Origin of the sequence: Bradyrhizobium sp. CCBAU 45389, from assembly GCF_028128625.1 — a bacterium.
GTDB classification, from domain to species: Bacteria; Pseudomonadota; Alphaproteobacteria; order Rhizobiales; family Xanthobacteraceae; genus Bradyrhizobium; species Bradyrhizobium liaoningense_B.
This window is the reverse complement of sequence record NZ_LBIY01000098.1, coordinates 382,154-408,365: the sequence shown is the minus strand read 5'-3', so window position 1 is coordinate 408,365 and position 26,212 is coordinate 382,154. Positions and strand designations below refer to the sequence as shown.

The 26,212-nt window shown below is 64.4% G+C and carries 28 protein-coding genes; 20 read left to right on the top strand and 8 right to left on the bottom strand.

The window, feature by feature from the left end; translation table 11 throughout:
- Nucleotides 1-14: 14 nt before the first annotated feature.
- Complete coding sequence (locus XH79_RS37945) at nucleotides 15-587, top strand: DUF3280 domain-containing protein (protein ID WP_271585001.1); 573 nt, start codon at nucleotides 15-17, stop codon at nucleotides 585-587.
- A 39-nt stretch (nucleotides 588-626) separates the two neighbouring features.
- Here XH79_RS37945 and fghA read toward each other — a convergent pair whose 3' ends face one another.
- A complete protein-coding gene (fghA, locus tag XH79_RS37940) occupies nucleotides 627-1,472 on the bottom strand; it encodes an S-formylglutathione hydrolase (protein ID WP_271585000.1) in 846 nt (281 codons plus the stop codon).
- 76 nt (nucleotides 1,473-1,548) lie between these two features.
- Entirely contained in the window at nucleotides 1,549-2,169 is a 621-nt protein-coding gene (locus XH79_RS37935; RefSeq protein ID WP_008562541.1) for a response regulator, read from the bottom strand.
- Nucleotides 2,170-2,362: 193 nt separating this feature from the next.
- Here XH79_RS37935 and XH79_RS37930 point away from each other — a divergent pair, with 193 nt between their 5' ends.
- The 5 genes from XH79_RS37930 to XH79_RS37910 all read left to right on the top strand — a co-directional run bounded on the left by XH79_RS37930 (nucleotide 2,363) and on the right by XH79_RS37910 (nucleotide 7,500).
- Nucleotides 2,363-3,721 (top strand): histidine kinase, encoded by a 1,359-nt coding sequence (locus tag XH79_RS37930; RefSeq protein WP_212338038.1) that lies wholly within the window; start codon nucleotides 2,363-2,365, stop codon nucleotides 3,719-3,721.
- 167 nt (nucleotides 3,722-3,888) lie between these two features.
- Nucleotides 3,889-6,372: a TonB-dependent receptor gene (locus XH79_RS37925; RefSeq protein ID WP_271584999.1), complete on the top strand. Its 2,484-nt coding sequence runs from the start codon at nucleotides 3,889-3,891 to the stop codon at nucleotides 6,370-6,372.
- A 106-nt stretch (nucleotides 6,373-6,478) separates the two neighbouring features.
- Nucleotides 6,479-6,838 carry a hypothetical protein gene (locus tag XH79_RS37920; RefSeq protein ID WP_212338042.1) on the top strand — a complete coding sequence of 120 codons (360 nt, stop codon included), beginning with the start codon at nucleotides 6,479-6,481 and terminating at the stop codon, nucleotides 6,836-6,838.
- Nucleotides 6,839-6,970: 132 nt separating this feature from the next.
- The gene (locus XH79_RS37915; RefSeq protein ID WP_271584998.1) at nucleotides 6,971-7,270 is read left to right on the top strand and encodes a hypothetical protein; all 300 of its coding nucleotides are present in this window, start codon (nucleotides 6,971-6,973) and stop codon (nucleotides 7,268-7,270) included.
- Nucleotides 7,267-7,500: a hypothetical protein gene (locus XH79_RS37910; protein WP_271584997.1), complete on the top strand. Its 234-nt coding sequence runs from the start codon at nucleotides 7,267-7,269 to the stop codon at nucleotides 7,498-7,500. Before XH79_RS37915 ends, XH79_RS37910 begins: the two co-directional genes overlap by 4 nt.
- An 80-nt stretch (nucleotides 7,501-7,580) precedes the next feature.
- Here XH79_RS37910 and XH79_RS37905 read toward each other — a convergent pair whose 3' ends face one another.
- A complete protein-coding gene (locus XH79_RS37905) occupies nucleotides 7,581-8,456 on the bottom strand; it encodes a LysR family transcriptional regulator (RefSeq protein WP_271584996.1) in 876 nt (291 codons plus the stop codon).
- A 103-nt stretch (nucleotides 8,457-8,559) separates the two neighbouring features.
- Here XH79_RS37905 and XH79_RS37900 point away from each other — a divergent pair, with 103 nt between their 5' ends.
- The 5 genes from XH79_RS37900 to XH79_RS37880 all read left to right on the top strand — a co-directional run bounded on the left by XH79_RS37900 (nucleotide 8,560) and on the right by XH79_RS37880 (nucleotide 11,871).
- Nucleotides 8,560-9,633 (top strand): alkene reductase, encoded by a 1,074-nt coding sequence (locus XH79_RS37900; RefSeq protein WP_271584995.1) that lies wholly within the window; start codon nucleotides 8,560-8,562, stop codon nucleotides 9,631-9,633.
- Nucleotides 9,614-10,636 (top strand): SDR family NAD(P)-dependent oxidoreductase, encoded by a 1,023-nt coding sequence (locus XH79_RS37895; protein ID WP_271584994.1) that lies wholly within the window; start codon nucleotides 9,614-9,616, stop codon nucleotides 10,634-10,636. Before XH79_RS37900 ends, XH79_RS37895 begins: the two co-directional genes overlap by 20 nt.
- Nucleotides 10,637-10,797: 161 nt before the next feature.
- Nucleotides 10,798-11,067, top strand: coding sequence for a hypothetical protein (locus XH79_RS37890; protein ID WP_271584993.1), 270 nt, complete (start codon nucleotides 10,798-10,800; stop codon nucleotides 11,065-11,067).
- Between the two features lie 166 nt (nucleotides 11,068-11,233).
- On the top strand, nucleotides 11,234-11,401 hold the full coding sequence (locus XH79_RS37885; protein ID WP_212338060.1) for a hypothetical protein: 168 nt from the start codon (nucleotides 11,234-11,236) through the stop codon (nucleotides 11,399-11,401).
- Nucleotides 11,402-11,463: 62 nt separating this feature from the next.
- The gene (locus tag XH79_RS37880) at nucleotides 11,464-11,871 is read left to right on the top strand and encodes a hypothetical protein (RefSeq protein WP_212338062.1); all 408 of its coding nucleotides are present in this window, start codon (nucleotides 11,464-11,466) and stop codon (nucleotides 11,869-11,871) included.
- 31 nt (nucleotides 11,872-11,902) lie between these two features.
- Here XH79_RS37880 and XH79_RS37875 read toward each other — a convergent pair whose 3' ends face one another.
- Nucleotides 11,903-12,601 (bottom strand): GntR family transcriptional regulator, encoded by a 699-nt coding sequence (locus XH79_RS37875; protein ID WP_271584992.1) that lies wholly within the window; start codon nucleotides 12,599-12,601, stop codon nucleotides 11,903-11,905.
- Nucleotides 12,602-12,736: 135 nt separating this feature from the next.
- Here XH79_RS37875 and XH79_RS37870 point away from each other — a divergent pair, with 135 nt between their 5' ends.
- The 7 genes from XH79_RS37870 (at nucleotide 12,737) to XH79_RS37840 (ending at nucleotide 20,883) form a co-directional block, all read left to right on the top strand.
- The gene (locus XH79_RS37870; RefSeq protein ID WP_271584991.1) at nucleotides 12,737-13,636 is read left to right on the top strand and encodes a VOC family protein; all 900 of its coding nucleotides are present in this window, start codon (nucleotides 12,737-12,739) and stop codon (nucleotides 13,634-13,636) included.
- A complete protein-coding gene (locus tag XH79_RS37865) occupies nucleotides 13,633-15,255 on the top strand; it encodes a bifunctional 3-(3-hydroxy-phenyl)propionate/3-hydroxycinnamic acid hydroxylase (RefSeq protein WP_271584990.1) in 1,623 nt (540 codons plus the stop codon). Before XH79_RS37870 ends, XH79_RS37865 begins: the two co-directional genes overlap by 4 nt.
- Nucleotides 15,252-16,097 (top strand): fumarylacetoacetate hydrolase family protein, encoded by an 846-nt coding sequence (locus tag XH79_RS37860; protein ID WP_212338068.1) that lies wholly within the window; start codon nucleotides 15,252-15,254, stop codon nucleotides 16,095-16,097. Before XH79_RS37865 ends, XH79_RS37860 begins: the two co-directional genes overlap by 4 nt.
- Nucleotides 16,098-16,180: 83 nt before the next feature.
- On the top strand, nucleotides 16,181-17,158 hold the full coding sequence (locus XH79_RS37855) for a Bug family tripartite tricarboxylate transporter substrate binding protein (protein WP_271584989.1): 978 nt from the start codon (nucleotides 16,181-16,183) through the stop codon (nucleotides 17,156-17,158).
- Between the two features lie 122 nt (nucleotides 17,159-17,280).
- Entirely contained in the window at nucleotides 17,281-18,747 is a 1,467-nt protein-coding gene (locus tag XH79_RS37850; protein ID WP_271584988.1) for a GH1 family beta-glucosidase, read from the top strand.
- Between the two features lie 256 nt (nucleotides 18,748-19,003).
- Nucleotides 19,004-20,236: an acetyl-CoA C-acetyltransferase gene (locus XH79_RS37845; protein WP_271584987.1), complete on the top strand. Its 1,233-nt coding sequence runs from the start codon at nucleotides 19,004-19,006 to the stop codon at nucleotides 20,234-20,236.
- 344 nt (nucleotides 20,237-20,580) lie between these two features.
- Nucleotides 20,581-20,883, top strand: a complete 303-nt coding sequence (locus tag XH79_RS37840) for an HU family DNA-binding protein (RefSeq protein WP_008139488.1) — start codon at nucleotides 20,581-20,583, stop codon at nucleotides 20,881-20,883.
- Between the two features lie 73 nt (nucleotides 20,884-20,956).
- Here the strand turns inward: XH79_RS37840 and XH79_RS37835 are convergent, their stop codons facing one another.
- The 4 genes from XH79_RS37835 to XH79_RS37820 form a co-directional block, all read right to left on the bottom strand.
- Nucleotides 20,957-21,112: a hypothetical protein gene (locus tag XH79_RS37835; protein ID WP_212338074.1), complete on the bottom strand. Its 156-nt coding sequence runs from the start codon at nucleotides 21,110-21,112 to the stop codon at nucleotides 20,957-20,959.
- 4 nt (nucleotides 21,113-21,116) lie between these two features.
- Nucleotides 21,117-23,522 (bottom strand): endopeptidase La, encoded by a 2,406-nt coding sequence (lon, locus tag XH79_RS37830; protein WP_271584986.1) that lies wholly within the window; start codon nucleotides 23,520-23,522, stop codon nucleotides 21,117-21,119.
- Nucleotides 23,523-23,530: 8 nt separating this feature from the next.
- Nucleotides 23,531-23,914, bottom strand: coding sequence for an Hsp20/alpha crystallin family protein (locus XH79_RS37825; protein WP_271584985.1), 384 nt, complete (start codon nucleotides 23,912-23,914; stop codon nucleotides 23,531-23,533).
- Nucleotides 23,915-24,066: 152 nt separating this feature from the next.
- Nucleotides 24,067-24,633 (bottom strand): YciE/YciF ferroxidase family protein, encoded by a 567-nt coding sequence (locus XH79_RS37820; protein ID WP_271584984.1) that lies wholly within the window; start codon nucleotides 24,631-24,633, stop codon nucleotides 24,067-24,069.
- A 145-nt stretch (nucleotides 24,634-24,778) separates the two neighbouring features.
- Between XH79_RS37820 and XH79_RS37815 the strand changes: the two genes are divergently transcribed.
- Both XH79_RS37815 and XH79_RS37810 read left to right on the top strand, forming a co-directional pair.
- Nucleotides 24,779-25,405: a MarC family protein gene (locus XH79_RS37815; RefSeq protein ID WP_271585184.1), complete on the top strand. Its 627-nt coding sequence runs from the start codon at nucleotides 24,779-24,781 to the stop codon at nucleotides 25,403-25,405.
- 152 nt (nucleotides 25,406-25,557) lie between these two features.
- Complete coding sequence (locus XH79_RS37810) at nucleotides 25,558-26,211, top strand: L-fuculose-phosphate aldolase (RefSeq protein WP_271584983.1); 654 nt, start codon at nucleotides 25,558-25,560, stop codon at nucleotides 26,209-26,211.
- Nucleotide 26,212 lies beyond the last annotated feature (1 nt).

Below are 26,212 nucleotides of genomic sequence, written 5' to 3'. Positions count from 1 at the left end.
TTTCTGCTTCAACCATGACCGATTTGTCAGGGCATGCAACCCCGCATTTCGTCGTCGCGGCGAGAGGAGGCGGAATCACGATCATGCGAGCGCTGATATGTTTCATCGCTTTGCTGTTGACGGGCTCGGCCGCGTTCGCCGACCCGCCGAAGCTCGCCGTGTTCGATTTCGAGCTGATCGACACCAGCCTGCCCGGCGAGTTCTACGGGTCCAAGCCGGAAGAAGCGCGGCTCCAGCGCATCAGCGAGCAGCTACGCAAGGAATTGGCAGACTCAGGCAAGTTCCAGGTGCTCGACATCGCGCCGGTCCGGGACGCCGCCCGCCACGCCAATTTGCAGGCCTGCGGCGGCTGCGACCTCAAGCTCGCCGGACAGCTGGGCGCCGAGCTCGAGATCACCGGCATGGTGCAGAAGGTCTCGAACCTGATCATCAATCTCAACGTCTATCTGCGCGACGTGAAGACCGGCAACATGATCGCCGCCGCCAGCGCCGACATGCGCGGCAACACGGATGAATCCTGGACGCGCACGATGAGCTATCTGATCCGCAACCGCCTGCTGGCGCCGAATTATGGGAAGCCGGAGTAGGGGACTCTTACCCTCCCCTGGTGGGGAGGGTAAGAAAGATCACGCCGTCAATCTCGCCGCATGCCAGTGCAGATGATCGCTCATGAACGTCGAGATGAAATAATAGCTGTGGTCGTACCCCGCCTGGCGCCGCAGCGTCAGCGGGATGTTGGCCTTGCTGCAGGCTGCATCCAGCAGCTCCGGCTTGAGCTGCTCCTTCAGGAAATTGTCGGCATCGCCATAGTCGACCAGGAAGCCGGAAAATTTCGCGCCGTCCTCGATCAGCGCCACGGTGTCGTGGTTGCGCCAGGCATCCTTGTTGGGCCCGAGATAGCCGGTCAGGGCCTTGATGCCCCAGGGCACCTGCGAGGGCGCGACGATCGGCGCGAACGCACTCGCGGCGCGAAAACGGTGCGGGTTGCGCAGCGCCACCGTCAGCGCGCCGTGGCCGCCCATGGAATGGCCCATCACCGACTGCCGCTTGGCATCGACGGGAAAATTTCCCGCGACCAGCTTCGGCAGCTCGTCGGTGACATAGCTCCACATGCGGTAGTTGCGTGCGAACGGCTCCTGCGTGGCGTCGACGTAGAAGCCGGCGCCGAGACCAAAATCGTAGGCGTTGTTGGCATCGCCGGGCACGTCGGGCCCGCGCGGCGAGGTGTCGGGCGCGACGAAGATCAGGCCGAGCTCGGCGCAGGCCTTGCGGAATTCGCCCTTCTCGGTGACGTTGGCATGTGTGCAGGTGAGGCCGGAGAGGTACCAGACCACGGGCAGCTTGGCGCCGTCGGCATGCGGCGGAACATAGACCGAGAACACCATGTCGGTTCCGGTCGCCTGGCTGGCATGGCGATAAACGCCCTGCACGCCGCCGTAGGATTTGTTGGTCGAGACAGTCTGAATCGTCATGCCCTAAGCTCCAGTGGCATCTAACCACATCAACATTGCAACGCTTGTGTGACCGAATTTGCTGCGGCTGCCTGCGTCAGGCGACGCCGCTGTCGATCGCCAGTCGGACCAGCTCGACCGAGGTCTTCACTCCGAGCTTCTGTCGCATGATCGAGGAGGTGTTGGCCACCGTCTTGTAGGACGACTGCACCAGCCAAGCGATCTCCGACAGGCTCTTGCCGGCGCTGAGCAGCCGCAAAATTTCCATCTCGCGCGCGTTCAGCTTCGACAGCGGGCTTTGCGCCAGCGCAGGTCCGGCAAAGGCGATGCTGCGCGCGATCGCGGTAGGCAGATAGGTGCCTCCACCGCCGACGGCGCGGATCGCCTCGACGAGGTCGTCGGGGTCGCCGGTCTTGGAGACGTAGCCCTTGGCGCCGCATTCGATCGCGCGCGCGGCGAAAGCCGGGTCGTCGTTCATGCTGAACATGATGATGCGGGCCTCCGGCGCACGCTCGAGGATGCGGCGCGCGAGCTCGAAGCCGGAGACGGTCGGCAGGTTGATGTCGATGATGCAGAGGTCGGGGCGCTCGACGATGAAGACGCACTCGCCGTCCTCGGCGTCGGCGGCCTCCAGAATCTCGATCTCGCCCTCGTCGGCCAGCACGGCACGGCAGCCCGAGGCGACAATGGGATGATCGTCGACGATCAGAATGCGCATAGGCGTTTCCCCGTAACAGCGCCGGCCTGTTGTCGCGCCGCATGATTCGAACAGGAACGCCGCTGCGTCTCATGTCGCCTCATGCAACCCGGCCGGGATTGCTGTACGCTTTCGATTAGATATCGGGCGCTTCGCCCCTGTCAACGTCATCGGACAGGCGCGGGCCAACCTTCGCGAGGCACGGGCGACATCAATGTGGCAAAATCTATCATTGCGCGCGCGGATCAACCTGTTGCTGGCGCTGCTGCTGGCGTTGGGCCTCGCCGTCAATATCGGCCGCCAGGTCGCTGAGGCCGGCCCGCGCGTGCAGGCCGAGGACCAGAGCGTGATCCGCCTCGCGCGCGAATTCATCGAGATGATCGTTGCCGATCTCAACGAGGCGCCCGATCCGGATGCGCGGCTGAACCAGATCGCCCGCGATCTCAGCCGCCTGCGCCATGTCAGCATCGCGCTTCTCGATTCCGGTGGGAACCCGCTGACGCCGCCGCGGCCAGATGCCGACGACGACACGCGCGCCCCGCCGGCCTGGTTCGTCAGCCTGGTTCATCCCGAGCAGACCGCCGTGAGCGTGCCGGTGTCGATCCATGGCAAGCCGGGCTCGCTCCGGATCACCTCGCATCCCGATGACGAGATCGCAGAGATCTGGGACGGCATCGTGACCCAGCTCGAGGTCGGCTCGGTGATCGCGCTCGTGCTGTTTTTCCTGATGATGAGTGTGGTCGGCCGGGCGCTGGTACCGCTGCAGTCGCTGACGGAGGTGATGGGGAAGCTCGAGGGCGGGCACTACGAGGCGCGCGTCGCGCCGGGCGGCGCGCCGGAGCTCGCCGCAATCTGCACCAGGCTCAATCATCTAGCGGCGACGCTTGGCGAGGCGGTCGAGGACAAGCGGCGCCTCGCCGAGCGCGCGGTGTCGCTGCAGGATGTCGAGCGCAAGGAGATCGCGCGCGAGCTTCACGACGAATTCGGGCCGTATCTGTTCTCGCTGCGCGCCCATGCCAGCGCGCTGGCAAAGCTCGCGGACGGCAAGGCGCCGAGCGCAGAGGCGGTGCGCAAGCACGGCAGCGCCCTCCTGGAGCAGATCAACGCGCTCCAGCAATTCACCCGCCGCGTGCTGGAGCGCCTCCGGCCCGTCGGCCTTGCCGAGCTCGGCCTCGGCCAGGCGCTGGAATCGCTGTCCCGGCTGTGGCGGGAGTCCCATCCCGAGGTCACCATCGAAACCAAGATCTCGCCACAGCTGGGGGCGACCGGGGAAACCGCCGACCTCACCATCTACCGCGTGGTGCAGGAGGCGCTCACCAACGTGTTTCGCCATGCCGGCGCCACCGCGGTCAATGTCGTCATCGAGCCTGCGGACCAGCCGACGCGCGACGGCCGCCTCTGCGCCCGGGTGCGAGTCAGCGACAATGGCCGCGGCATGGAGCCGGGCCAGAAGCTCGGCTTCGGCCTCGTCGGCATGCGCGAGCGGATCCTGGCGCTGGGCGGCACGCTCAATGTCGTGTCCGGCGACGGCGGCCTGACCGTCGAGGCGCTGGTGCCGACGGCGGCGGCCTGATGGTGCGACACGATCGGGAAAAATTCCCGATTTGGTCGGGAAAACGGGTGCGGATATTGCCCGACCTTTTGTGGCTGGCGCGTGAGTTCCTGCCGATTACACTCGTCTGCACCAAACGGCGAAAAGTCAGAACAGCCGGTGGTCACGGGTGGGTTGGGAAGGCAGGAATGGGCAAGCGTCTTAGGGGTAAGCGTCGTTTGTTGATGGCCTCGGTGTCGATGGGGCTGGTGTCGGGGCTGGTTTTTGCCAGCCCTGCCGGGGCCGCGCAGGAGGAGGAAACCAACGTCCAGAACCTGCCGCCGGTCGAGGTGACCGCGCCGCCCTCGGCGACAAGGCGCACAACGCCGACGCGGCCGGTGGCGCGAGCAGGGGCTTCGTCGTCGAACCGCCCCAAGACACGCATCTACGTCTACCCGACCTCGCCCGGTACTGGCCGAGGCCTCGACGTCGACAAGGTTCCTTCGGCGATCAACGCGGTCGACGCCAACCAGATCAGGCGGACCGGCTCGCTCAACGTCACCGATGCCCTGCAGCAGTACGTACCCGGCGTCAGCATCAATGAAGTGACCGGCAATCCCTTCCAGCCCGATATTCAGTTTCGCGGCTACGTCGCTTCACCTCTGGCGGGGACGCCTCAAGGTCTGGCCGTCTATCAGAACGGCGTACGCATCAACGAAGCCTTCTCCGATATCGTCAATTGGGATCTGATTCCGACGGCCGCGATCCGATCAGCCGTTGTGGTGACCAACAATCCGGCGTACGGCCTCAATGCGCTCGGCGGCGCCATCGACCTGCAGATGAAGAACGGTTTCAACTATCAGGGTGCCGAGATCGACATCATGGGCGGCTCGTTCGGCCGCATTCAGGGCTCTGCGCAATGGGGCAAGCAGGTCGACAGAAACTGGTCCGTCTATGGTGCGCTCGAAGGCATTCACGACAACGGCTTCCGCAATTTCTCATCATCGGACGTCCGGCGCTTCTACGGCGACGTCGGGTATCGCTTCGAAGGCAACGAGTTCCACATCAATGGCGGCATCGCCAACAATTCCTTGGCTGGACCCAGCACTGTTCCGGCCGAATTGCTCCAGCAATATTGGGGCGCGACCTATACAACGCCACAAACCATTTCCAACAAGGTCGGCTATCTCAACCTGACCGGCAAGGTGGAGGCGACGCCGACCTGGACCTTTGAGGGCACGGCGCATTTGCGAGGCTTCAAACAGAGTACCGTGGACGGAAACCCGACCGATGCGCAGCCTTGCGACGCTGATGCGACGCTCCTTTGCTTTGGCGAGGTCAATCCTTTGACTGGTATCCAAGCGCCGGCCAACGGCCTGAATGGCGTTCAGCTCGCCAATACCTTTGCGCCGGATGCCATCCTCGGCGAGATAGATCGCACCAGCACGAGATCGATCACGTTTGGCGTATCCGGGCAGGCGACCAATAGCGATCAGCTGTTCGGTCACGAGAACCGCCTCGTGATTGGCGCAAGCTATGATGTCAGCCGCACGCACTTCACCGGTAGCGCCGAATTGGGGACGATAGGCACGAACTATGTCGTCACCGGCAGCGGCATATTCCTGGGCCAGTCCGGCGACCCGACATCGATTGGCCCCGTATCGCTTCGCACCGTCAACCAATATCAGGGGCTCTATGCGCTCGACACGTTCAACGTGGACGATCGCTTCGCGATCACGGGAGGTGGGCGGTTCAATGCGGCCCACGTCTCCCTGATGGACCAACTCGGCACCGCGCTCAATGGCGATCATAACTATGATCGATTCAATCCCATCATCGGTGGCACCTACAAGATCACCTCTGAAGTGACCGCCTATGCGGGCTATTCCGAAGCCAACCGGGTGCCGACGCCACTCGAGCTCGGCTGCGCGGATCCGGCGAGGCCGTGCATCATCGGGCAGTTCCTGATCGCCGACCCGCCACTGCAGCAGGTCGTATCCAAGACGTTTGAAGCGGGCTTCCGCGGTACCAAGGAATTGAACATCGGCTCGCTTGGCTGGAAAATCGGTGCCTACCGTGCCACCAATTACGACGATATCCTAGCAACCCCAATTCCAGGCCTGACGGGCTTCGGCTTTTTCCAGAACGTCGGGCGGACACGCAGGCAGGGTATCGAAGCCGAGGTGAGCCTGAAGTCGAATGTGCTTCAGTTCCAGGCGAGCTACGCGTTCCTGGATGCACGCTTCCTCGACGCGCTGACGCTTGGCTCAGACAGCCCGTTCGCCGACGCCGACGGCAACATCCAGGTCCTGCCGGGTAATCACATTCCGCGCCTCCCTAGCCACCTTATCAAGGCCAGTATCGAATATGCAGTGACCGATGTCTGGAAGGTCGGAGGTGACGCGCTCTTTGTGTCGAGCCAGTATTTCGTCGGCGACGAGTCCAACCAGTTTCCGAAGCTGCCGTCCTACACCGTGTTTAATCTCCACACCTCCTACCAGGTCACCAAGAACCTCCAGCTTTACGGTCGCGTCAACAACATCTTTGACAACCGCTACTCCACCGTCGGCACCTTCTTCGACCGCGAAGCCTTGCCCAACTTCACCAATGGCGGCGCCGAGTTCACAGACCCGCGCTCGCTGAGTCCGGCCCGGCCGCGCGCGTTCTATGCGGGGATGCGGGTGACGTTTTAGGCGCGCCGAGATCCGGCTGCCTGCGCCCGGGCGGAGAGCGAGGCGGCTCAGGGCTTCGCACAGCCCTGCGCAGACAGCTTGCGTAAAATATCCCGCCTCCGGCATCATGGGCCCGGAGGCTCGCTTTGTCGTGTCATTGAAAAATCCGGACGCCGTCGCCGCGATCGTTGCGGCGCTCCGACACGTTTACGGTGACGAGGTCGCGCGCCTCATGCTCGTCGAGGGCATGAGCCTCGCCAACCTGATCGATGCGATGTTTTCCGCGCCCTTGACCCACCGCGAGGCGATCAGGGCCATCACCGACGGACTGGACGACTTCGTCATTTCGCCGGACCTCGGCCGCATGTGGCACCTCAGGTACATCTATGCCGACGAGCCCGGCTCTTTGCATGTCGTGGACATGGAGATCGCCACGCCCAGCGGTACGCTGGTGAGCAGGGACGTCTGGCTTCGCCTGTCGTCCTAGAGAGGCTGCTCACTTTCGCCGCGGCGATGCTTCCCGTAAGGGGACGTGAGCCCGGCCACGTTCTACTTCCGGCCGATTGACTAAATGTTCATGATTTGTTCTTATGCTGCACGTCCAGCCAAGGAGCGAGCCATGGACAACCGCATCAATGAAATCCGTAAGATCATCAGGGCATTACGTGTGAGCATGCGTGAGGCCGAGGCCATCATGCATGAGCAAATCAACCGGGACGAGGACTGCACTTTCGTGGCCGAGGAGGTCATGAAGATGCGTGCCGTGATGAGCGGGCTCGTCCAGGAGCGGACCGCTCTCGGGGACACCGATCCGATCGTCGTCGCCAGCCTCTTCGTTCCACGCCGGCGCCCGGCGCCGCCGCGCATTGGTGTCGAGAAGCGCCGCCTCGTTCCGCCAAGGGAGGTGGCGCGGGCATGAAGGGAGAGAGGCCGACCTACTTCTCCGACATGCGGGAGCCGCCGGAGTTCTTGAAGGCCCTCGAGCACGCGCGGCGCCTGTCCTGCCTCGAAGGCTGGTGCCGCATGCACATCGAGGCGATCCAGGTCGCGATCGATCAATACGCGGAAGCAGCTCTCGGCAATCGGGAGTTCTTCCTCAACAAGCCGCACAGCATCGGCGAGAGTCGCAGGAGCGGCGAGGTGCCGTGAGAATCGCGGATTCCGTTGGATTTTCGTTCTCTTGAAGATGAATTTGCCGCGCAATTGACAAGCCAGGAGCCGGAGCGGGTTTACCTCCGGCTCAGCCGTTCTCTCAAAAATTCGATGAAGCGTTGCGTCTTGGCTGGGAGCAATCTGGTCTCGGTGACGGCGTAGATGGTCATGGGCTGGCCCTGCCATTGCGGCATGATGCGGCGCAGCCGGCCGGCTGCAACTTCGTCGGCCACGATTTCCTGCGGCATGAACGCAATGCCCATGTCGAGCGTAGCGAGGCGGCGGAGCATGCCGATGCTGTTGAGATGAAAGCGGCCGTCGACATCGGCATCGACCGTTTGCGTTCCGCTCTGCAGCGTCCAGGTGCTCACTCTCGTCTGACAAAGGCATTGATGGCGCGCGAGGTCGGCCGGTTCGCGCGGCTCGCCGCTCAGTTCGAGATAGCGCGGCGAGGCGTAGAGATAGCCGTGCAGGCGCGCGAGCGGCCGCGCGATCATATGCGAGGCCTCGGATTCCCCGACGCGGATCGCCAGATCGTACGGCTCGGAAACGAGGTCGACACGTCGCGGCGTCAGGTCGAATTCGAAATCGATCCCGGGATACTGCTGCGCGAATTCGGTGATCAGCGGCGCGAGATAGGTGTTCGCGAAGTCCACCGGCAGTGAAACGCGCAGCAATCCGCTCGGCTGCGCCAGCATCTCGCCGAGCTGCTCGTGCGCGAGGCGCGCTTCGTCGACGATGCGCTTGCAGCGCTCGAAATAGAGCTGGCCGGCTTCGGTCAATTCGATCCGGCGCGTCGTCCGGTTCAGCAGGCGAAGCCCGATTTCCTTCTCCAAGAGGCTGATCCGTCGCGACAGGGTCGAGTTGGGCATGTCGAGGGTCGCGGCGGCGCCCCGAAAGCTTCTGGCCTTCGCGACCTCCACGAAGAGCGCCATGTCATTCAACAGCTCCATGGAATTATCCCATATATGGATCAATCTGTTCCATCATACGGCATTTATTCCATCAGGTGGAAGCTCCATCTTCCCTCTCAGCATCATCGAGAAGGAACTCGCCGTGAATTCGCTCTTCAGTCCCGTCCGCGTCGGCGGACTAGACCTTCCCAACCGCCTGGTCATGGCGCCCATGACGCGCTCTCGCGCCGACGCCGATGGCGTTCCCGGCAGCCTCGCGGCCGAATATTACGCGCAGCGCGCCGGTGTTGGCCTGATCGTCACCGAGGGCACCCAGCCGTCCGATGACGGGCAGGGCTACATGACGACGCCGGGCATCTACACGCCCGCGCGTGTCGTCGGTTGGCGCAAGGTGACCGACGCCGTGCACGCCAAGGGCGGACACATCTACATCCAGCTCATGCATGCCGGACGCATGTCGCATCCCGACAACACGCCGCACCACCGCCAGGGCGTGGCCCCGTCCGCGATCGTGCCCGGTACGCCGATGTTCACGCCGAAGGGCATGCAGGATATCCCGCAGCCACGAGCTCTCACGACCGACGAGGTGCGCCAGACCGTCGCCGACTTCCGCGATGCCGCGCGTCACGCCATGGCGGCGGGCGCTGATGGCGTCGAGATCCATGGCGCGAACGGGTATCTGGTCCAGCAGTTCATTGCGCCGAGCGCGAACACCCGCACCGACGCGTATGGCGGCTCGATCGAAAACCGTGCGCGTTTCGCCGTCGAGGTTGCGGCCGCCATCGCTGCGGAGATTGGCGCGGACAAGACGGCGATCCGCCTGTCGCCGGGCATCACGATGTGGGGCATCGACGAAGGCGCCGAGGGACCGGACCTCTATCGCCATCTGGTCGCCGAGCTCGACAAGCTCTCGCTCGCCTATCTTCACATCATGCATCAGGGCGACGATCACCTGCTCGCCGACCTCCGCCGACTGTGGCGCGGCAAGCTGATCGTGAACCGGCCGGGCCGTCCGCGCGATCGCATCGGTTCCGACGTCGCTGCGGGGCTGGCCGATCTGGAAGCGTACGGCCAGATGATCCTGGCGAATCCCGATTTTCTCGCGCGCCTGAAATCCGGTGCGCCGCTGAACGAGGCCGATCGGCGGACGTTCTTCGGCGGCGATGCCCGCGGGTACACCGACTATCCCGCATCGGATGTGGCTGCCGCCGTCTGAGGCCGGTTCCCACATTCATCGGCTCTGCGACGCGACAGCGGTGCAGAGCGCTCATATTCATCAATGCTTGCGGAAGGCACCTGAAGTGAAGCGCGTGGAATTGGACAAGAGCCTGAACGTGACCTTGCCGTCGCTCGAAAGCCTCCGGCTCACCGGTCTGAATGTCGCGGTGATCGGCGGCACCGGCGGGATCGGTCGGGCACTCAGCCAACAGCTTGCGGCCAGGGGAGCGAATGTCCTGGTCGTCGGTCAGACCTTCCGCGATCAGGAGGTGCCGCGCATCACGTTCATGAAGGCCGACCTCGGCTCGATGCGCGAGGCGAAGCGGATCGGCGCCGCGCTGCCCGCCGGAAACATCGACATTGTTGTCTTCACGACCGGCATCATGGCCGGCCCCAAACGCGAGGTGACATCGGAAGGCATCGAACGCGATCTTGCCGTCAGCTATCTGAGCCGCCTCGTCATCCTGAACGAGATCGCTCCGCGTCTCGGCAAGGATCGCGCCGGGACCGACATGAGGCCCCGGATCTTTGTCATGGGATTCCCGGGTACGGAGCAGAAAGCGAATGTCGACGATTTGAACTCGGAGCGGAGCTACAAACGCTTCGCGGCGCACTCGAACACCGTGGCCGGAAACGAGGTGCTTGCCCTCGATGCAGCCAGGCGCTTCCCCGGTATCGACGTGTTCGGTCTCAACCCGGGCTTCGTCAAGACCAACATCCGCGCCAATCTGCTCGGCCCGCGCGCGCTTTTCGCCGTCGTGGAATGGCTCGCCAGCTTCATGATGGTCGAACCGGACGTTTATGCCGAGCGCTTGATACCGCTCCTGGTGTCGCGCGATCTCGACGGCCGCAGCGGCGCGATGTTCGACAACAAGGCCAAGGCCATCCTGCCGAGCCCGTCGTCCACGGAGCCGTCCTATGCGGCCGCACTGATGGACGCTTCCGACAAACTGGTCAGTCGCGCGTTGGCGGGCCGGGCAGGTGAGGAAAAGAGGACATGATCATTCGGCGTCCAATTCCTGTCGCGTGATGGACCCGGCCCAGGCATGGCTCCGCCGTTGATCTAGATCAACGGCGTCGATCCCCTGATGATCACGTCTTACTGGGGGCGTGTGGCAACTCCCGCCGCCTATCGGTTCGCATGCGTCATGAGGAGGACATCATGCATCGCAGCAAGCATCGTTCGATCAAGTCCGCGACAGCTGCAGGCCTCGCCGCCAGCGCTCTGTTGGGACTGGCAGGCCTCACGCTCAGTCCGACGCCGGCCGAAGCGGTGGTCTATTGCCAGTACATCGATTATCCGCCGAGCTGCGTCGCCCGGGCCGGCGTCGTGCTCCGGCCGCGTCCCGTGGCCCGCGCTGCGGTGCGCGCCGGCACGGCGAGCGCAACCAATCTGAACGGCGGCGTCAATCGCGTCGGCGTGCGGCGGTAGAAAACCGCCCTCGAGCTAGCGAACCGGCGTCGCGGAATGCGCGCGCGTGTCGGCGTCACAGGCGTGCCATGTTTTCTTTACCGGTGGGAAACCATGTCAAAAGATCCGAAAACTTTAACGAAACTGCCGGGCTGTCTCCGCGTCATTTCGTCGGAGGGCCCATCTGATGACAGAGCGCCAGTTGAAAGAGCGGGAATTCCAGATCGCGCGTTACCGGCGTTTGGAGCGGGAAGTCACCGACCCGCTTGCCGCGTGCCTGCTTCACAGCATCATCGAGGAGCTTGAAGAGGAGCTGCGCAGGGACGTCCCGGATTGTCACGGGCCGCGTGATTAACGCTTCCTTAGCGCTGTTCATGCGGATTGTTGGTGTGGGACTACCAAGGGGAGACTGCTCCCATGCTGAAGGACGGCACCTACGCGGCTTGGTACAAGACGCCGATCGATCAGGGCACCGGGATTGTGCATGTCGCGGATGGCCAGATCTGGGGCCGCGACAGCCTGATGACCTATCACGGCTCCTGCAAGGTGGACGGAGATCGCTTCACCGCAACCGTGTCGACGAAGCGTCATACCGACGGACGTGCAACGGTCTTCGGTATCGAGGACGAGCTGACGCTGGACATCGAGGGCAGCTGCCCTGGCAAGATCGCGACCTACACGGCGACGGCACAACAAGTGCCGGGAATGGTTCTCCATGGTACGCTCATTCTGACGGAGCAGCAGCCGCCGGCGTCCGAGCAAACCGAGCGGGTGCCGGCGTTCGATCCCGGCAAGCTTCCAAAGCTGCCGAAGCGCCCGCGCTGACTGCAGCGTGCTCCATGTCTCCAAGACGAAGCTACGCCAGCAATCCGTCGAGATCGGAATAGATGACGTCGGCGGTGCGCTGATAGTGCTGCTGAAGCAGACGCACGGCCTGCTCGCTGTCCCTGGCGAGAACCGCCTGGAGGATATCGCTGTGCTCGGCACCGACCTTGCGCGCGGGATAGGCCTTTGCAATCGACATCATGCGATATCGATAGAGCCGGTCGGCGAGCTGCTCGCAGAAGCCGAGCAGGGGGCGTGAACCGCAAAGTCCGATCAGCGTCGCGTGGAAGGCGCGGTGCACCTTCTCCCAATCCGGATTGTCCTCGAATGTGTCGGGCTTGAGCGAGCGCGGCGTACGATCGAGCCGGTGATGTGCAACCAGCAGAGCCTCTTCCCAGGCCTGGGTGGCATTCTGCATGGACTCGCGTAGCGCCAAACCCTCGACCCAGCACCGCGTCTTGGTCAGCTCCTGGAGCTCTTCCTTGCTGACCTCCTTCACATAGAAGCCGCGCTGCTCCATGCCGACGACGAACTCTTCGGTGGTCAGGCGGTTGAGCGCCTCGCGCAGCGGGGTCTGTCCGACATTGTACTGCTCCATCAGGAAGCGCGACTGCAGCTTGCGTCCGGGCTCGAGCCGCGTTGTCAGGATGTCGGCCTTGAGGCGCGCGTAGATCGTGGTCGCCAGCGTTGCCGGCTGGTCCACCTTCTGGCTGGGCAGGTCAGTGCTCATGGGGCATCCATCAGAATCTCCAGCACTTATGTACATTAGCAGATCTAGGGCCAACTATTTATAAATTTTTGCTTTACGTGAGATTTTGTACATATTAATGAGGTGACGTTCGCCTTTCCTGACCAAGGAAACCCAATGTCCGACTTTCCGGTGACGGCCCTGCGCAGCGTCGAAATCACGACGCCGCAGCTTGCCGGCTCGGTCGAGTTCTACAGCAAGGTCTGGGGCCTCGACGTCGCGGCAGAAGCGGACGGCACGGTGTACCTTGCCGCGACGGGCAGCGACTTCCACGTCCTCGAACTCACGCCGGGCGAGGCGACATCGCTCCGCAAGATCAGCTTTCGCGCCCGCTCGCACGATGATCTGCACCGCCTGTTCGCGCGTGCGCGGCAAGCCGGCTGTGAGGTGATCAGTCCACCCGCACCGTCGCCTGCGCCGTCGGGCGGGACAAGTTTCGTGGTTCGCGAAGCGCAGGGATGCGTCATCGAGTTCGTTCATGGCGATCGCACCAGGCCGGCGCGCGTGATCGCCGATCGCCCCGAGCGGCTGGCGCACGTCAACATCAACAGCGCCGACATCGAAAAGCTCTCCGCATTCTATCAGGAGATCCTGGGATTCCGGCTGTCGGATCGGTCCAAGCTGATGGCGTTCCTGTGCTGCAACAGCGACCACCATGCGATCGTGCTTGCGGAGGCCCCTCGTAGCGGACTCAACCACGTGGCTTTCCTCATGCCTGATCTGGAGTCCGTCATGCGCGGCTCCGGCCGCATGGTGGACCATGGCTATCCGATCGGCTGGGGCGTTGGCCGTCACGGCCCGGGCGACAACGTATTCGCCTACTTCGTCGATCCGGCAGGTAGCGTGATCGAATACACCGCCGAGGTCCTGCAGATCGACGACAGCTACGTCGCGAAAGGTCCGAGCGATTGGGTCTGGCCTCCGGGACGAACCGATCAGTGGGGCATCGCCCCGCCGAAATCGGAGGCCTGTAAAGCGGCGCAGCTTGCCATTCCCTTCGCCGCGGCGCGCGCATGACGGATACGGCTGGTGCCACCGACTATGACGTGCTCGTCGTCGGCTTCGGGCCGACAGGCGCCGTTGCCGCAGGACAGCTCGGCCGTCTCGGTCATCGCACCCTGGTCATCGACCGGCTGACCGACGTGTATGACAAGCCGCGCGCGATCGCGCTCGATCATGAGATTTTCCGTCACTTCGACAATATGGGCCTCACTGAGGCGATCTCGCCCTATATCGAGCCTTTCACCGCATCGGAGCATTTTGGCGTCGACGGCCAGTTGATCCGCCGCATCGACATGGTCGCAAAACCCTATCCGCTCGGCTACACGCCGAGCATGGTGTTCAGCCAGCCCGCGGTCGAGGCCGGGCTGCGCCGCCACGCGACCGGCTTTTCCAACGTGCGGGCCGAGCTCGGCGTCGAGCTGCTCGATCTCGTGCAAACGCCCGATCGCGTCGAGGCGCGCCTGAAGAACAGCGATGGACGGCACCGTTCCGTGACGGCGCGCTACGTGCTCGGCTGCGATGGCGCATCGAGCACCGTGCGTCAGATCGCAGGTCTCGCGCTCGAGGATCTCATCTTCGATGAACCCTGGCTGGTGGTCGACGTGCGTGTGAACGAGAACGCGCTCGGCCGCCTGCCGCAATGTTCCGCGCAGTTCTGCAATCCGGCGCGTCCCGTGAGCTTCCTGATCGGGCCGAAGAACCATCGCCGCTGGGAGATCATGCTGCTGCCGGGCGAAGACGCGCGGCAGATGGAGCGGCCCGACAATGTCTGGAAGCTGCTCGCGCCCTGGCTCACGCCACATGACGGGGAATTGTGGCGGGCGGCCTCCTATCGCTTCCACGCCCTCGTTGCCGCCGATTGGCGCAACGGCAGGATCCTGATCGCCGGCGATGCCGCGCATCAGCAGCCTCCCTTCATCGGCCAGGGCATGTGCCAGGGCCTTCGCGATGCCACGAACCTCGTCTGGAAGCTGGATCGGGTGCTCAAGGGCGTCTCCTCCGACAGCCTGCTCGACAGCTACACAATTGAACGCAAGCAGCACGTCATCGAGCTGACCGGCAAGATCAAGGCGATCGGCCAGTCGATCTGCGAGCGCGATCCGGCGGCCGCCCGCCGGCGCGATGCGCAGATCCTGGCCGATGGCGGCGGCAAGCCGCTGCTCCTGACGCGGCAGGAAATCATTCCGCCGCTCCGCGCAGGATGTCTGTCACACCACGAGATGCCGGCGCGCGGCACGCTGTTTCCGCAACCGCGCATCGCGAGCGGCCGTACGACCCGCTTGCTGGACGAAGTGACCGGTGTCGGCTGGCGCGTGTTGATCGACGGCCGCAGCAATGATGCCGCTTCGATGCTCTCGCTCTGCACCGCGCGCCCGGACCTATCGCCAGCGGTAGTCGCGCCTGCCGGCGCAGGGCTGCCGAATGCGCTCGAAGAGACCGAGGGCGTACTCGCGAATTGGTTCGACCGTCACGCCGTCATCGCCGCGATCGTTCGGCCCGACCATTATGTCTTCGGAACCGCGCGCAATGCCACCGAGCTCGGCGAGCTCTTGGCCGAGATCGATTTGCGTCGTCGCGACATTCCGGCCGAGCAAGGCAAGATTCCCGATCTGAAAATGGAGAGAACCCCGTGAAACTAGCCACCGTAGCGATCGACGGCCGCACCACCTGGGGCATTGTCGAAGGCGAGACCTTCTTTGATGTCGGCGCTACGCTCAAAGCGCGCTATGCCGATCTCAAGGCTGCCATCGGCGCCGGCTTCGCCGGCGTTGCGGATGCAAAGTCCTCCGCCGCCGCCGTTCCGACCTCAAAAGTCATTTGGCTGCCGGTCATCCCGAACCCCGACAAGATCCTCTGCGTGGGCCTGAATTACGAGACCCACCGCAAGGAGACCGGCCGCGCCGAGGTCGAACATCCCACCATCTTCTCGCGCTATGCCAACAGCCAGACCGGACATCTGCAGCCGATCGTGCGGCCGCGCGTCTCGACCCACCTCGATTTCGAAGGCGAGCTCGCGGTCATCATCGGCAAGGCGGGCCGCTACATCTCCCGCGCGGACGCCATGAACCACGTCGTGGGCTATTCCTGCTACAATGACGGCAGCATCCGCGATTTCCAGCGTCATACGCATCAATTTACGCCGGGCAAGAATTTTCCGGATACCGGCGCATTCGGGCCCTGGATGATGACGCCGGACGAGCTCGGTCCGCTCAGTGAGCTCAAGCTCCAGACCCGCCTCAATGGACAGGTCATGCAGGAAGCGCTGATCAAGCAGATGATCTTCGATATCCCGCGCCAGATCGAATACTGCTCGACCTTCACCCGGCTCGAGCCCGGCGACGTCATCGTCAGCGGAACGCCGGGGGGCGTTGGTTCACGGCGCGAGCCGCCGCTCTGGATGAAGCCCGGCGATGTCGTCGAGATCGAGGTCGAACGCCTCGGCGTGCTCAGGAATGTCGTTGCAGACGAAGCCTGATCGAGCGGCCGCAGCCGGCGACGGCTGCGGCCTGCGAGCGACCAATAAAGGCCCGCAAAGCGGCATCTCCAGGGAGAAACACCATGTCCGGACTATCGCGTCGCCTGCTGCTCGCCGGCTTTGCGCTTTGCTGCTCTCTTCCGGCCTTCGCGCAGTCGTGGCCGCAGAGGCCGGTGACCGTCGTCGTGCCGCAGCCGGCGGGCAACAGCCCGGACGTGATGTGTCGCCTCATCACCGAAAAGCTCTCGCGGGCCTTCGGGCAGCAGTTCGTCGTCGAGAATCGTCCGGGTGCCGCAAACCTCGTCGGCACGCAGGCGGTCGCCAGGGCGGCTCCAGACGGCTACACGTTCCTGTTCGCCACATCGGCCGCGCTCGTCACCAATCCCTATACGTTCAAGAAGCTTCCCTACGATCCCGTGAAGGACTTCGTGCCCGTCGCGATGGTGGCCAAAAGCAACCACGTCCTTCTCGTCAATCCCGAGGTGAAGGCCAATACGCTGCCGGAATTGATCAAGCTCGAAAAATCGGCACCGGGTTCGCTAAGCCTCGCCGTCGACGGTGCGCGCAACCTCTCGGGCCTGATCGCTCAAGCCATCAACAAGAACGCCGGAACCAGCTTTGTCCTCATCCCCTACAACACGACCACGAATGCGGTGCAGGACGCCATCTCAGGCCGTATCCAGGTGACGATCCAGGCGGCATCCATCGCCGAGGCCTTCGTCAAGGCAGGGACGCTTCGACCGGTCGCCGCTGCCGGAGCCAGGCGGATCGAGTCCCTGCCGGACGTTCCCGCGATCGCGGAGACGCTGCAGAGCGTCGATCTCCAGGGCTGGTTCATGTTCATGGCGCCGGTCGGCACGCCCGCCGACATCGTCGAAAAACTGAGTGCCGAGATTGCACGCGCCCTGGAATCGTCCGAGGTGCGCGAGCGCGCGCCCACCCTCGGCTTCGATGTCCGTATTGGCGATGCGGTGACGCCTGCGGGTGCAAAGCGCTTCCTCGACGACCAGCTCGCCTCGTCCGGCAAGATTATCCAGGGGCTCGGCATCGAGCCTGAATAGAGCGCTGCGGTGCGGGGCGCTCTTCTGCATTTTTGCATCGTCAACTTCTGCCTCCACTGCTTCTCAAATTGCCCGCGACCGGTCATTGTGCGGCTGCAACAACTCCTCGGGAGCAGCATCACATGTCGGACAAGGTCTCGCGTCGCCAGTTTGCCGCGCTGGCGGGATTGTCCGCGGCAGCAATCGCAAATCCTCTGGACGGCGCCGACGCCAAACCCGCAGCAGCGGCGCCGCGTAGCGACACCGGCTTTCCGACGGGCTTCGTCTGGGGCACGGCGACCTCGTCCTACCAGGTCGAGGGCGCGGTCAACGAGGGCGGGCGAGGGGCCTCGATCTGGGACAAGTTCGTGCGCATTCCCGGCAAGATCGAGGACGGCTCGACCGGCGACCGCGCCAACGAGCACTACCATCGCTACAAGGAGGACATCGCGCTCATCAAGGAGCTCGGCTGCAAGGCCTATCGCTTCTCGATCGCCTGGCCGCGGGTGTTTCCGGATGGCGACGGCAAGCCGAACGCCAATGGGCTCGACTTCTACAATCGGCTCATCGACGAGCTGCTCAGGAACGGCATCGAGCCGTGGGCGACGCTCTATCATTGGGACCTGCCGCAATCGCTGCAGGACCGCTTCGGCGGCTGGCGCTCGACCGAGACCTGCAAGATCTTCGGCGACTATGCGGCCTATGTCGCCGAGCACCTGACGGACCGGGTCAAGAACGTGTTCACGCTGAACGAGAGCGGCCGCTTCGTGCAGTTCGGCTACGGCCTCGGCATCGACGCGCCCGGCGTGACGCTGCCGCAACGAGAGGTCAACCAGGTCAGGCACAACAGCGCGCTCGCACATGGGATCGCGGTGCAGGCGGTGCGGGCCCATGGCCGTCACGGCACGAGGGTCGGACCTGCCGAGAATATCGACGTCTGCGTTCCCGCGATCGATACGCCCGAGCATGTCCGCGCCGCCGAGATCGCGCTGCGCGAGATGAATGCCGGCTATCTCAACGTCATCATGACGGGTCAGTATACCGACGCCTTCCTGAAATATGCCGGCGCCGACGCGCCGAAATACACCGACGCCGAGCTGAAGATCATCTCCTCGCCGGTCGACTTCCTCGGCCTCAACATCTACGCGCCGCAGAACTATGTGGTGCCGTCGCAGGAGGGCGCGGGCTTCATGCCGCTGCCGATCCCGAAATCGTTCCCGCACATGAGCTCGGACTGGCTGCGCATCGCGCCCGAGACGATGTACTGGGTGCCGAAGCTCGCGGCGAAGATCTGGAAGACGGACGCGATCTACATCACCGAGAACGGCACATCCGGCGACGATGTGATCTCGCCCGACGGCAGGATCTACGACACCGACCGCATCATGTACCTGCGCAACTATCTCGCCCAGCTCCAGCGCGCCACCGCCGAAGGCGTGCCGGTGCGCGGCTATTTCCTCTGGAGCCTGATGGACAATTTTGAATGGGTGTTCGGCCTCAGCAAGCGCTTCGGCCTCTACCACGTCAACTTCGACACCCAGGTCCGCACCGCAAAGCTCAGCGCGAGTTTCTATCGCAACGTGATCGCGAAGAACGCGGCGGGGGTGTGATGTCTTCGCCTCTTCCCGCGTGCGGGGAGAGGCCGGATTTTACGCGGAGCGGAAAATCCGGGTGAGGGGGAGCCTCCGCGAGTCCGTCTGTTACCGTTTTTGCCGAGGCAGCCCCTCACCCCAACCCTCTCAGCGCGAGCAAAGCTCGTCGCGGGCCCCGTAAGAACGGGGAGAGGGAGTGCAGCAGCGTACATTGACTCATCTCTCCCCCTGATTCAAAACCGTCCTCAACACTCATAACAAGAGGACAACGCCCATGACCGACGCGCTGATCATCGATGCCTGCCGCACCCCGCGAGGCGTCGGCAAGGCCGGCAAGGGAGCACTGTCGGGCATTCATCCGCAGCAGCTCGGTGCAACCGTGCTGCGTGCGCTCGCCGACCGCACCGGCATCAATACCGCCGATGTCGACGACATCGTCTGGGGCTGCAGCGCGCAGGTCGCAACGCAAAGCGGCGATCTCGGCCGCATGTCGGCGCTCGATGCCGGCTATGACGTGCGCGCCAGCGCGGTGACGCTGGATCGCTTCTGTGGCTCCGGCATCACCAGCGTCAACATGGCGGCCTCCTCGATCATGGCGGGCGCCGAAGATCTCGTCATCGCCGGCGGCTGCGAGATGATGTCGATGGAGGGGCGGCGCGGCGGCGGTCCGATGATGATGGACAGCGGCAATCTGCGCCTGCGGGCAAAGCATCCGCAGTCGCATCAGGGCGTCTGCGCCGATGCGATCGCGACTCTCGAAGGCATCACGCGGCAGGACGTCGACGCGCTCGGGCTCGAAAGCCAGAGGCGCGCCGCGCATGCGATGGCGAACGGTCACTTCAAGAAGAGTCTCGTGCCGGTGCACCGCGAGGATGGCAGCCTCGCTCTGGACCACGAAGAATATCCGCGGCCGCAGACCACGATGGAGGGCCTCAGCAGCCTGAAGCCAGCGTTCCCCGCCGTAGCCGATTACGCGCTCGACGACAAGGGCACGACCTATCGCGGCCTGATCCTGCAGAAATATCCGGATCTGAAAATCGACTTCGTGCATCACGCCGGCAACTCGTCCGGCGTCGTCGACGGCGCCGCCGCGATCCTGCTGGCGTCGCCCGCCTATGCCAGGGCGCATGGCCTTAAAGCGCGCGCCCGCGTGGTGGCGATGGCGAATATGGGGGATTCGCCGACCCTGATGCTGAACGCGCCGGTGCCGGCGACGCGCAAGGTGCTGGCGAAGGCAGGCCTCTCCATCGACGACATCGATCTGTTCGAGATCAACGAGGCCTTTGCGGTGGTGGCGGAAAAATATATCCGCGACCTCAAGCTCGACCGCGCCAAGGTCAACGTCAATGGCGGCTCGATTGCGCTCGGCCATCCCATCGGCGCGACCGGCTCGATCCTGATCGGCACCGTGCTCGACGAACTCGAGCGGCGCGATTTGAAGCGCGGTCTCGTCACCATGTGCGCCGCCGGCGGCATGGCGCCCGCCATTATCATCGAGCGCGTCTAGCTGTCTTCTCTTCATCTCTCCCCGTGAAAACGGGGAGAGAGAGCGGTTGCAGTGCGATCCAACCCTTATTTTCTAGGGTGAAACGCACCCCTCCTCGCATAAAGAGGCCGGTCGTCGCTTGTCGAAAGCCGCGAATCAGCTTTAGCAAGGCTGCGTGCGGGCCTTTGAAACAAGGTAAAATCCGCTGCCCGAGGCTTCTTTCGCTCCGGAAGTAGCTAAAAAGCAGGGTTTTTTGCCACAGGGGGCCAAAAAAGCCCGTAAAATCGCGACAAAACTGTGCAGAAGGCTATAGGCCTTCGCCGCTTGGTCTAATATGCAACCGGCAACGAATCAGAGGAGACACGATGCCAGCCCAAATGTCCAAATCGCAGTTGATCGAAAAGATTGCGACCGCCACCGAGCTTTCCAAGCGCGACGTCAAGAGCGTCATGGAGACGCTGACCGACGTCGGCCACAAGGAGCTCAAGAAGAACGGCCTGTTCCTGGTGCCGGGCTTCGCCAAGTTCGTGGTCATCAAGAAGCCCGCGACCAAGGCGCGCAAGGGCACCAACCCGTTCACGGGTGAAGAGATGATGTTCAAGGCCAAGCCGGCCCGGAAGATCGTCCGCGCCCGCCCGGTCAAGGCCGCCAAGGACGCCGTGGCCTGATAAACGCAAAGGCCCCCTCGCAACGAGGGGGCCTTTTATTTGGGGCAGCCGCGGGGGCTTGAGACGGAGGGGCTCAACCCTTGCGGCGCTTCACCCGGACCGGGATCGGCTGAAGCCGCGGCCCGGGGCCTGCGAGCGCATCGCGAACCCGGTCGATGGCGCGATCGAGCAGCTGGCGCAGCCGCTGCGTCTTGCGCGATCTCTTGGCCTTCTCCAGCAGTTTCTTCATCGCATCACTCCGCCGCTTCGACCTTCGCACCGGCTTGGGCTTCCGCCGGCTCGAGCGCTGCGGCGATGGCCTCGTCGACGCGCTCAAGCCAGATGAATTCGAGGTTGTCCCGCGCGCTCTTCGGGATGTCGTCATAGTCCCGCTTGTTGCGCGCCGGCAGCATCACCCGCTTCAGCCCGGCAGCGGCCGCAGCCACCACCTTCTCCTTGATGCCGCCGACCGGCAGCACCAGGCCGCGCAGCGAGATCTCGCCGGTCATCGCGGTGTCGCTGCGCACCGTACGGTTGGTGAGCAGGGACGTCAGCGCCGTGAACATCGCCACACCCGCGCTCGGTCCGTCCTTCGGGGTTGCACCCGCGGGGACGTGAACGTGGATGTCGCTCTTCTCGAACACCGACTGATCGATGCCGAGCTGCGGCGCCTTGCTCTTCACCAGCGTCAGCGCCGCCTGCACGCTCTCGCGCATGACCTCGCCGAGCTGGCCGGTCAGGATCATGCCGCCGCGGCCGGGCACGCGCGAGGCCTCGATGAACAGGATGTCGCCGCCGACCGGTGTCCAGGCAAGGCCTGTGGCCACGCCCGGAATGCTGGTGCGCTGCGCGATCTCGCCCTCGAAGCGCGGCTGGCCGAGCACGGTGCCGATGTCCTTCGTCGTCACCACGACCTTCGCAGCGGTGCCTTCGGCGACCTGCACCGCGGCATGCCGGAACACTTTTCCGATCTCGCGCTCGAGGTTGCGCACGCCGGCTTCGCGGGTGTAGCCCTTGACGATCAGCTTCAAGGCCTCCGGCTCGATCTCGGCTTGCTCGGCCGAGAGGCCATTGGCCTCCAGCTGCCGTCGCACCAGATAGCGCCGCGCGATCTCCAGCTTCTCGTCCTCGGTGTAACCGGCGAGGCTGATCAGCTCCATGCGGTCCAGCAGCGGACCCGGAATCTGGTCCAGCATGTTGGCGGTCGCGATGAAGACGACGCGCGACAGATCGAAGGGCACGCCCAGGTAATTGTCCCGGAACGTCCCGTTCTGCTCGGGGTCGAGCACCTCCAGCATGGCAGCGGAGGGATCGCCCTGCACGCCACGGCCCATCTTGTCGATCTCGTCCAGCATCATGACGCAGTTGCGGCTGCCCGCCTTCTTGATGCCCTGGATGATGTTGCCGGGCAGCGCGCCGATATAGGTGCGCCGGTGACCGCGGATCTCGGCTTCGTCATGCACGCCGCCGAGACTGACGCGCACGAAGGGGCGATCCATCGCGCGTGCGATGGACTGGCCGAGCGAGGTCTTGCCGACGCCGGGCGGGCCGACGAAGCACAGGATCGGCGCCTTGCCCTGCGGGGCGAGCTTGCGCACCGCCAGATATTCGATGATCCGGCTCTTGATCTTCTCCAGGCCGAAATGATCGGCGTCCAGGATGCGCCGCGCCTCCTTGATGTCGATCGGCTTCTCCGCGGGCAGCGCCCAGGGCAGCTCGATCAGCCAGTCGAGATAGGTGCGGACCATGCCGGCTTCGCCGGCGGCCTCGGGCATGCGCTCGTAGCGGCGCAGCTCCTTCTTGGCGTGCGCCTCCGCTTCCGGCGGCATGTTGGCCTTGGCGATGGCGGCGGTCAGCTCGGTGACCTCGGCCGCCTTGCCGTCGCCTTCGCCGAGCTGACGCTGGATGGTTGCCATCTGCTCGCGCAGGATCGCCTCGCGCTGCCGCTCGTCGAACGTGGCGCGGGTTTTCTGGCCGATCTCGTTGCTGATGCGCAGCACCTCCAGCCGCTCGGCCAGGTGCTTCGACACCTTCTCGACGCGCAAGGCGAGGTCGATGGTCTCCAGCACCTCCTGCTTGTCCTGCGGCTTGATGTCCATGAACGACGTCGCCAGGTCCGCCAGCGCGCCGGGCGCGGTGGTGCCCTGGAACATCCCAACCAGCTCGGGCGGCGCTTGCGGCAGCAGCTCGATCGCCTCGATCGCCTGGCGCTGCAGGTTCAGCGCCCGCGCCTCGATCTCGGGCGAGCTCGTGGTCGGCTCGGGGATCTGCTGGATCCGCGCGGCCGGGAACGGCGCCCCCGGCAGGAAGTCGAGGATGCGCGCGCGCTGCACGCCTTGGCAGACGATGTGATGTGTGCCGTCGGGCGCGGTGATGTAGCGCACGATGTTGGCGATGGTGGCGACCCGGTAGAGATCGTCCGGCCCGGGCTCCTCGATCTCGGGGCTGCGCTGCAGGACGATGCCGACCGGCCGCTGCTCGCGCAGCGCCTGCTGCGCGGCGGCGATGGACTTCGCCCGGCCGATCGCGATCGGCGCGATGGCGCCGGGGAACAGCACCATCTCGCGCACGGGAATGATGATCAGCGCGTCCTCGGGGATCTTCACGTCCGAGCCGTTTTGGGAATTGGTCTGTGCGTTATTCATCTGTTCGGTGGCCATGATCGACCTCAGGATTTGGCGAGGCGCAGTGCGACGCAGCCGTCCATCACGAAGCGGCTGATGGCGTAGCGGCCGAGGGGCAATGCAATGCGGCGCTCAAAACGCCCCTGCGGCAGCTCGAGGCGGTGGATGCGGGCGTTGCGAAGCTCAGGCGGCAGCGTGCGCTGGCCGGAGATCACGAGCACGCCGTCATGGATGACCGTCTCGACATTGTCCGGATTGACGCCGGGAAGCGCGATCAGGATCAAAAGCTCATGCTCGGTCTCGAGCACGTCGATCGGCGGCTCCCAGCAGGCTTCCTGGCGGCCGAACTGGTGCCGCAGCCGTTCGGCGCGGGTCAGCGAGTCCAGGGCTTCGGACAGCATCCAGTCGAGGGGATTTTTGGGTTGCATGATGCGGACTCGGGGCTGGGAAAGCCTGCATATGGGGCTGGTTCCCGGGAAATCCAGTGCAGTGGCGCTGACGTGCCATGCGCCATCGTGCGATCCAACAAGCGAACGCCGCGGCTCGGCCGCGGCGTTCTGTCGTGCGGCGCAGCGCGGCATCAGGCAGCGGCGCGATACTCGTCTTCCGCTTCGAGGTTGATGACGGAGGTGGCAAGCTCCGTCAGCGAGCGATCGGTCGCCTCTTCCTCGTCCAGCGTCTCCTGGAGCAGCCTTGCTGCGTCCCGCATGCCGAGCTCCTCGGCCCAGGTGCGCAGCGTGCCGTAGCGGGAGATCTCGTAATGCTCGACCGATTGCGCCGCTGCGAGCAGGCCGGCGTCGAGGGCGGGGGCTCCCTTGAACTCCTTCATGATCTCGGCGCCCTCGTCCGCGATGCCGTTGATGGCCTCGCAGGGCTTGCCGCGTGCGGGCTTGCCCAGCATCTTGAAGATCTGGTCGAGACGCTTGACCTGACCCTGGGTCTCGCGCAGATGCTTGTTGAAGGCAGCGGTGAGGTCCTTCGACTGCGCGGCCTTGGCCATCTTGGGCAGGGTCTTGATGATCTTGTTCTCGGCGAAATAGATGTCCTTCAGCGTTGCCAGGAACAGGTCGCTGAGCATCTTCGGCGCCTGACGCGGCCGGCGCGCCGCGGTCTTCTTGCTCGTGCGTTTCTTCGCTCGTTTGGCCATTGGTCCTCCTCTCGAGATGACACGGGAAGGGATGCCCTTCCTCGATCCTCAGGCGATCAAGAGTCGGGATCGGCAAATGTTCCTCGCGAAGGCGGCCGCGAGCCGCTATGGCTTCCTGCCTGAGCTACGCCAGAGACGCTTTCCAATGCTCGACTTCGCCCTGTCCGCCTTCGTGACGCTGCTGCTGGTGGTCGATCCGGTCGGCCTTGCGCCGGCGTTCCTGGCCGCGACCTCCGGCATGCCCGACAAGGTCAAGCGGACGATCGCGCTGCGCGCGCCGCTGATCGCGGCCTCGATCCTGGTCGTGATCGCGCTGGTCGGAAACTGGCTGCTGCGCCAGCTCGGGATCGGCATCCCCGCCTTCCAGATCGCCGGCGGGCTGCTGCTGTTCGGCGTCTCCTACCAGATGATCTTCGGCGATCGTCCGCATCGCGAGGCCCGCGAGGCCGACAAGGCGACCTCGGAGCACGCGTCCGACGTCGCGGTGTTTCCCCTGGCCATCCCCATGATGGCCGGCCCCGGCGCGATCGCGACCACGCTGCTCCTGTCGGGCGACGCCGGCTACGGTGCGAGGCTTGTGATCATCATCGCGATCGTGCTCGCGGTTTGCCTGCTCTGCATGCTCTGCTTTCTCTCCGCGGGCCTGATCGCCCGCACCCTCGGGCGCACCGGAAACGCGGTGCTCTCGCGTGTGCTCGGCATGCTGCTCGCGGCCTATTCGGTGCAGTTCGTGATCAACGGCGTCGCGGCTGTCCGGGCGAGCCTGGCGTAGGCCCTGCGACAATCTGTTAATTCGTTGATTTTACGGTCTATTTCGAGAAAGAGCGCGCGCGCCGTCCGGATGGTGGGCGGACCGGTCGCTTTCGCTTGCACTGCCATGTTGCTTTGACGTACTTCCCCCTTCACCAGCGCCAGGAAATCGGGATGTCGATGACAGCGGACGAGCTCGCCAAGAGACAGGCCATCATCGACGCCTGTCGCCGCATGAACGCGCTCGGCATCAACCAGGGTACCTCAGGCAATATCAGTGTCCGGCATGCGGACGGGCTTCTGGTCACGCCGACCAGCGTGCCCTATGACGCCATGACGCCGGACCAGATCGTGTTCATGGCGATGGACGGCTCGCACGCGCGCCAGCAAAAGCCGTCCAGCGAGTGGCGTTTCCATCGCGACATCCTGAAGTCGCGGCCCGACGTCAACGCCGTCGTCCACGCCCATCCGACCTATTGCACCATCCTGGCGATCATGGGCATGGCGATCCCGCCCGTGCACTACATGATTGCTGCTGCCGGCGGCGACAGCATCCGCTGCGCGCCCTATGCCACCTTCGGAACGGAGGAACTGTCCGAACATGCGGTGCGGGCGCTGGAGGGACGGCTCGCCTGCCTGCTCGACCATCACGGCATGATCGCGATCGGCAAGACGCTGGACAAGGCGATGTGGCTCGCCGTCGAGGTCGAGACGCTGGCGCGGCAATATCACGGCTGTCTTCAGATCGGACAACCGCCGCTGCTTTCCAGTGACGAGATCGAACGGGTCCGCCAGCGCATGGCCGGCTACGGCCTGTCGGAAGGGTAGG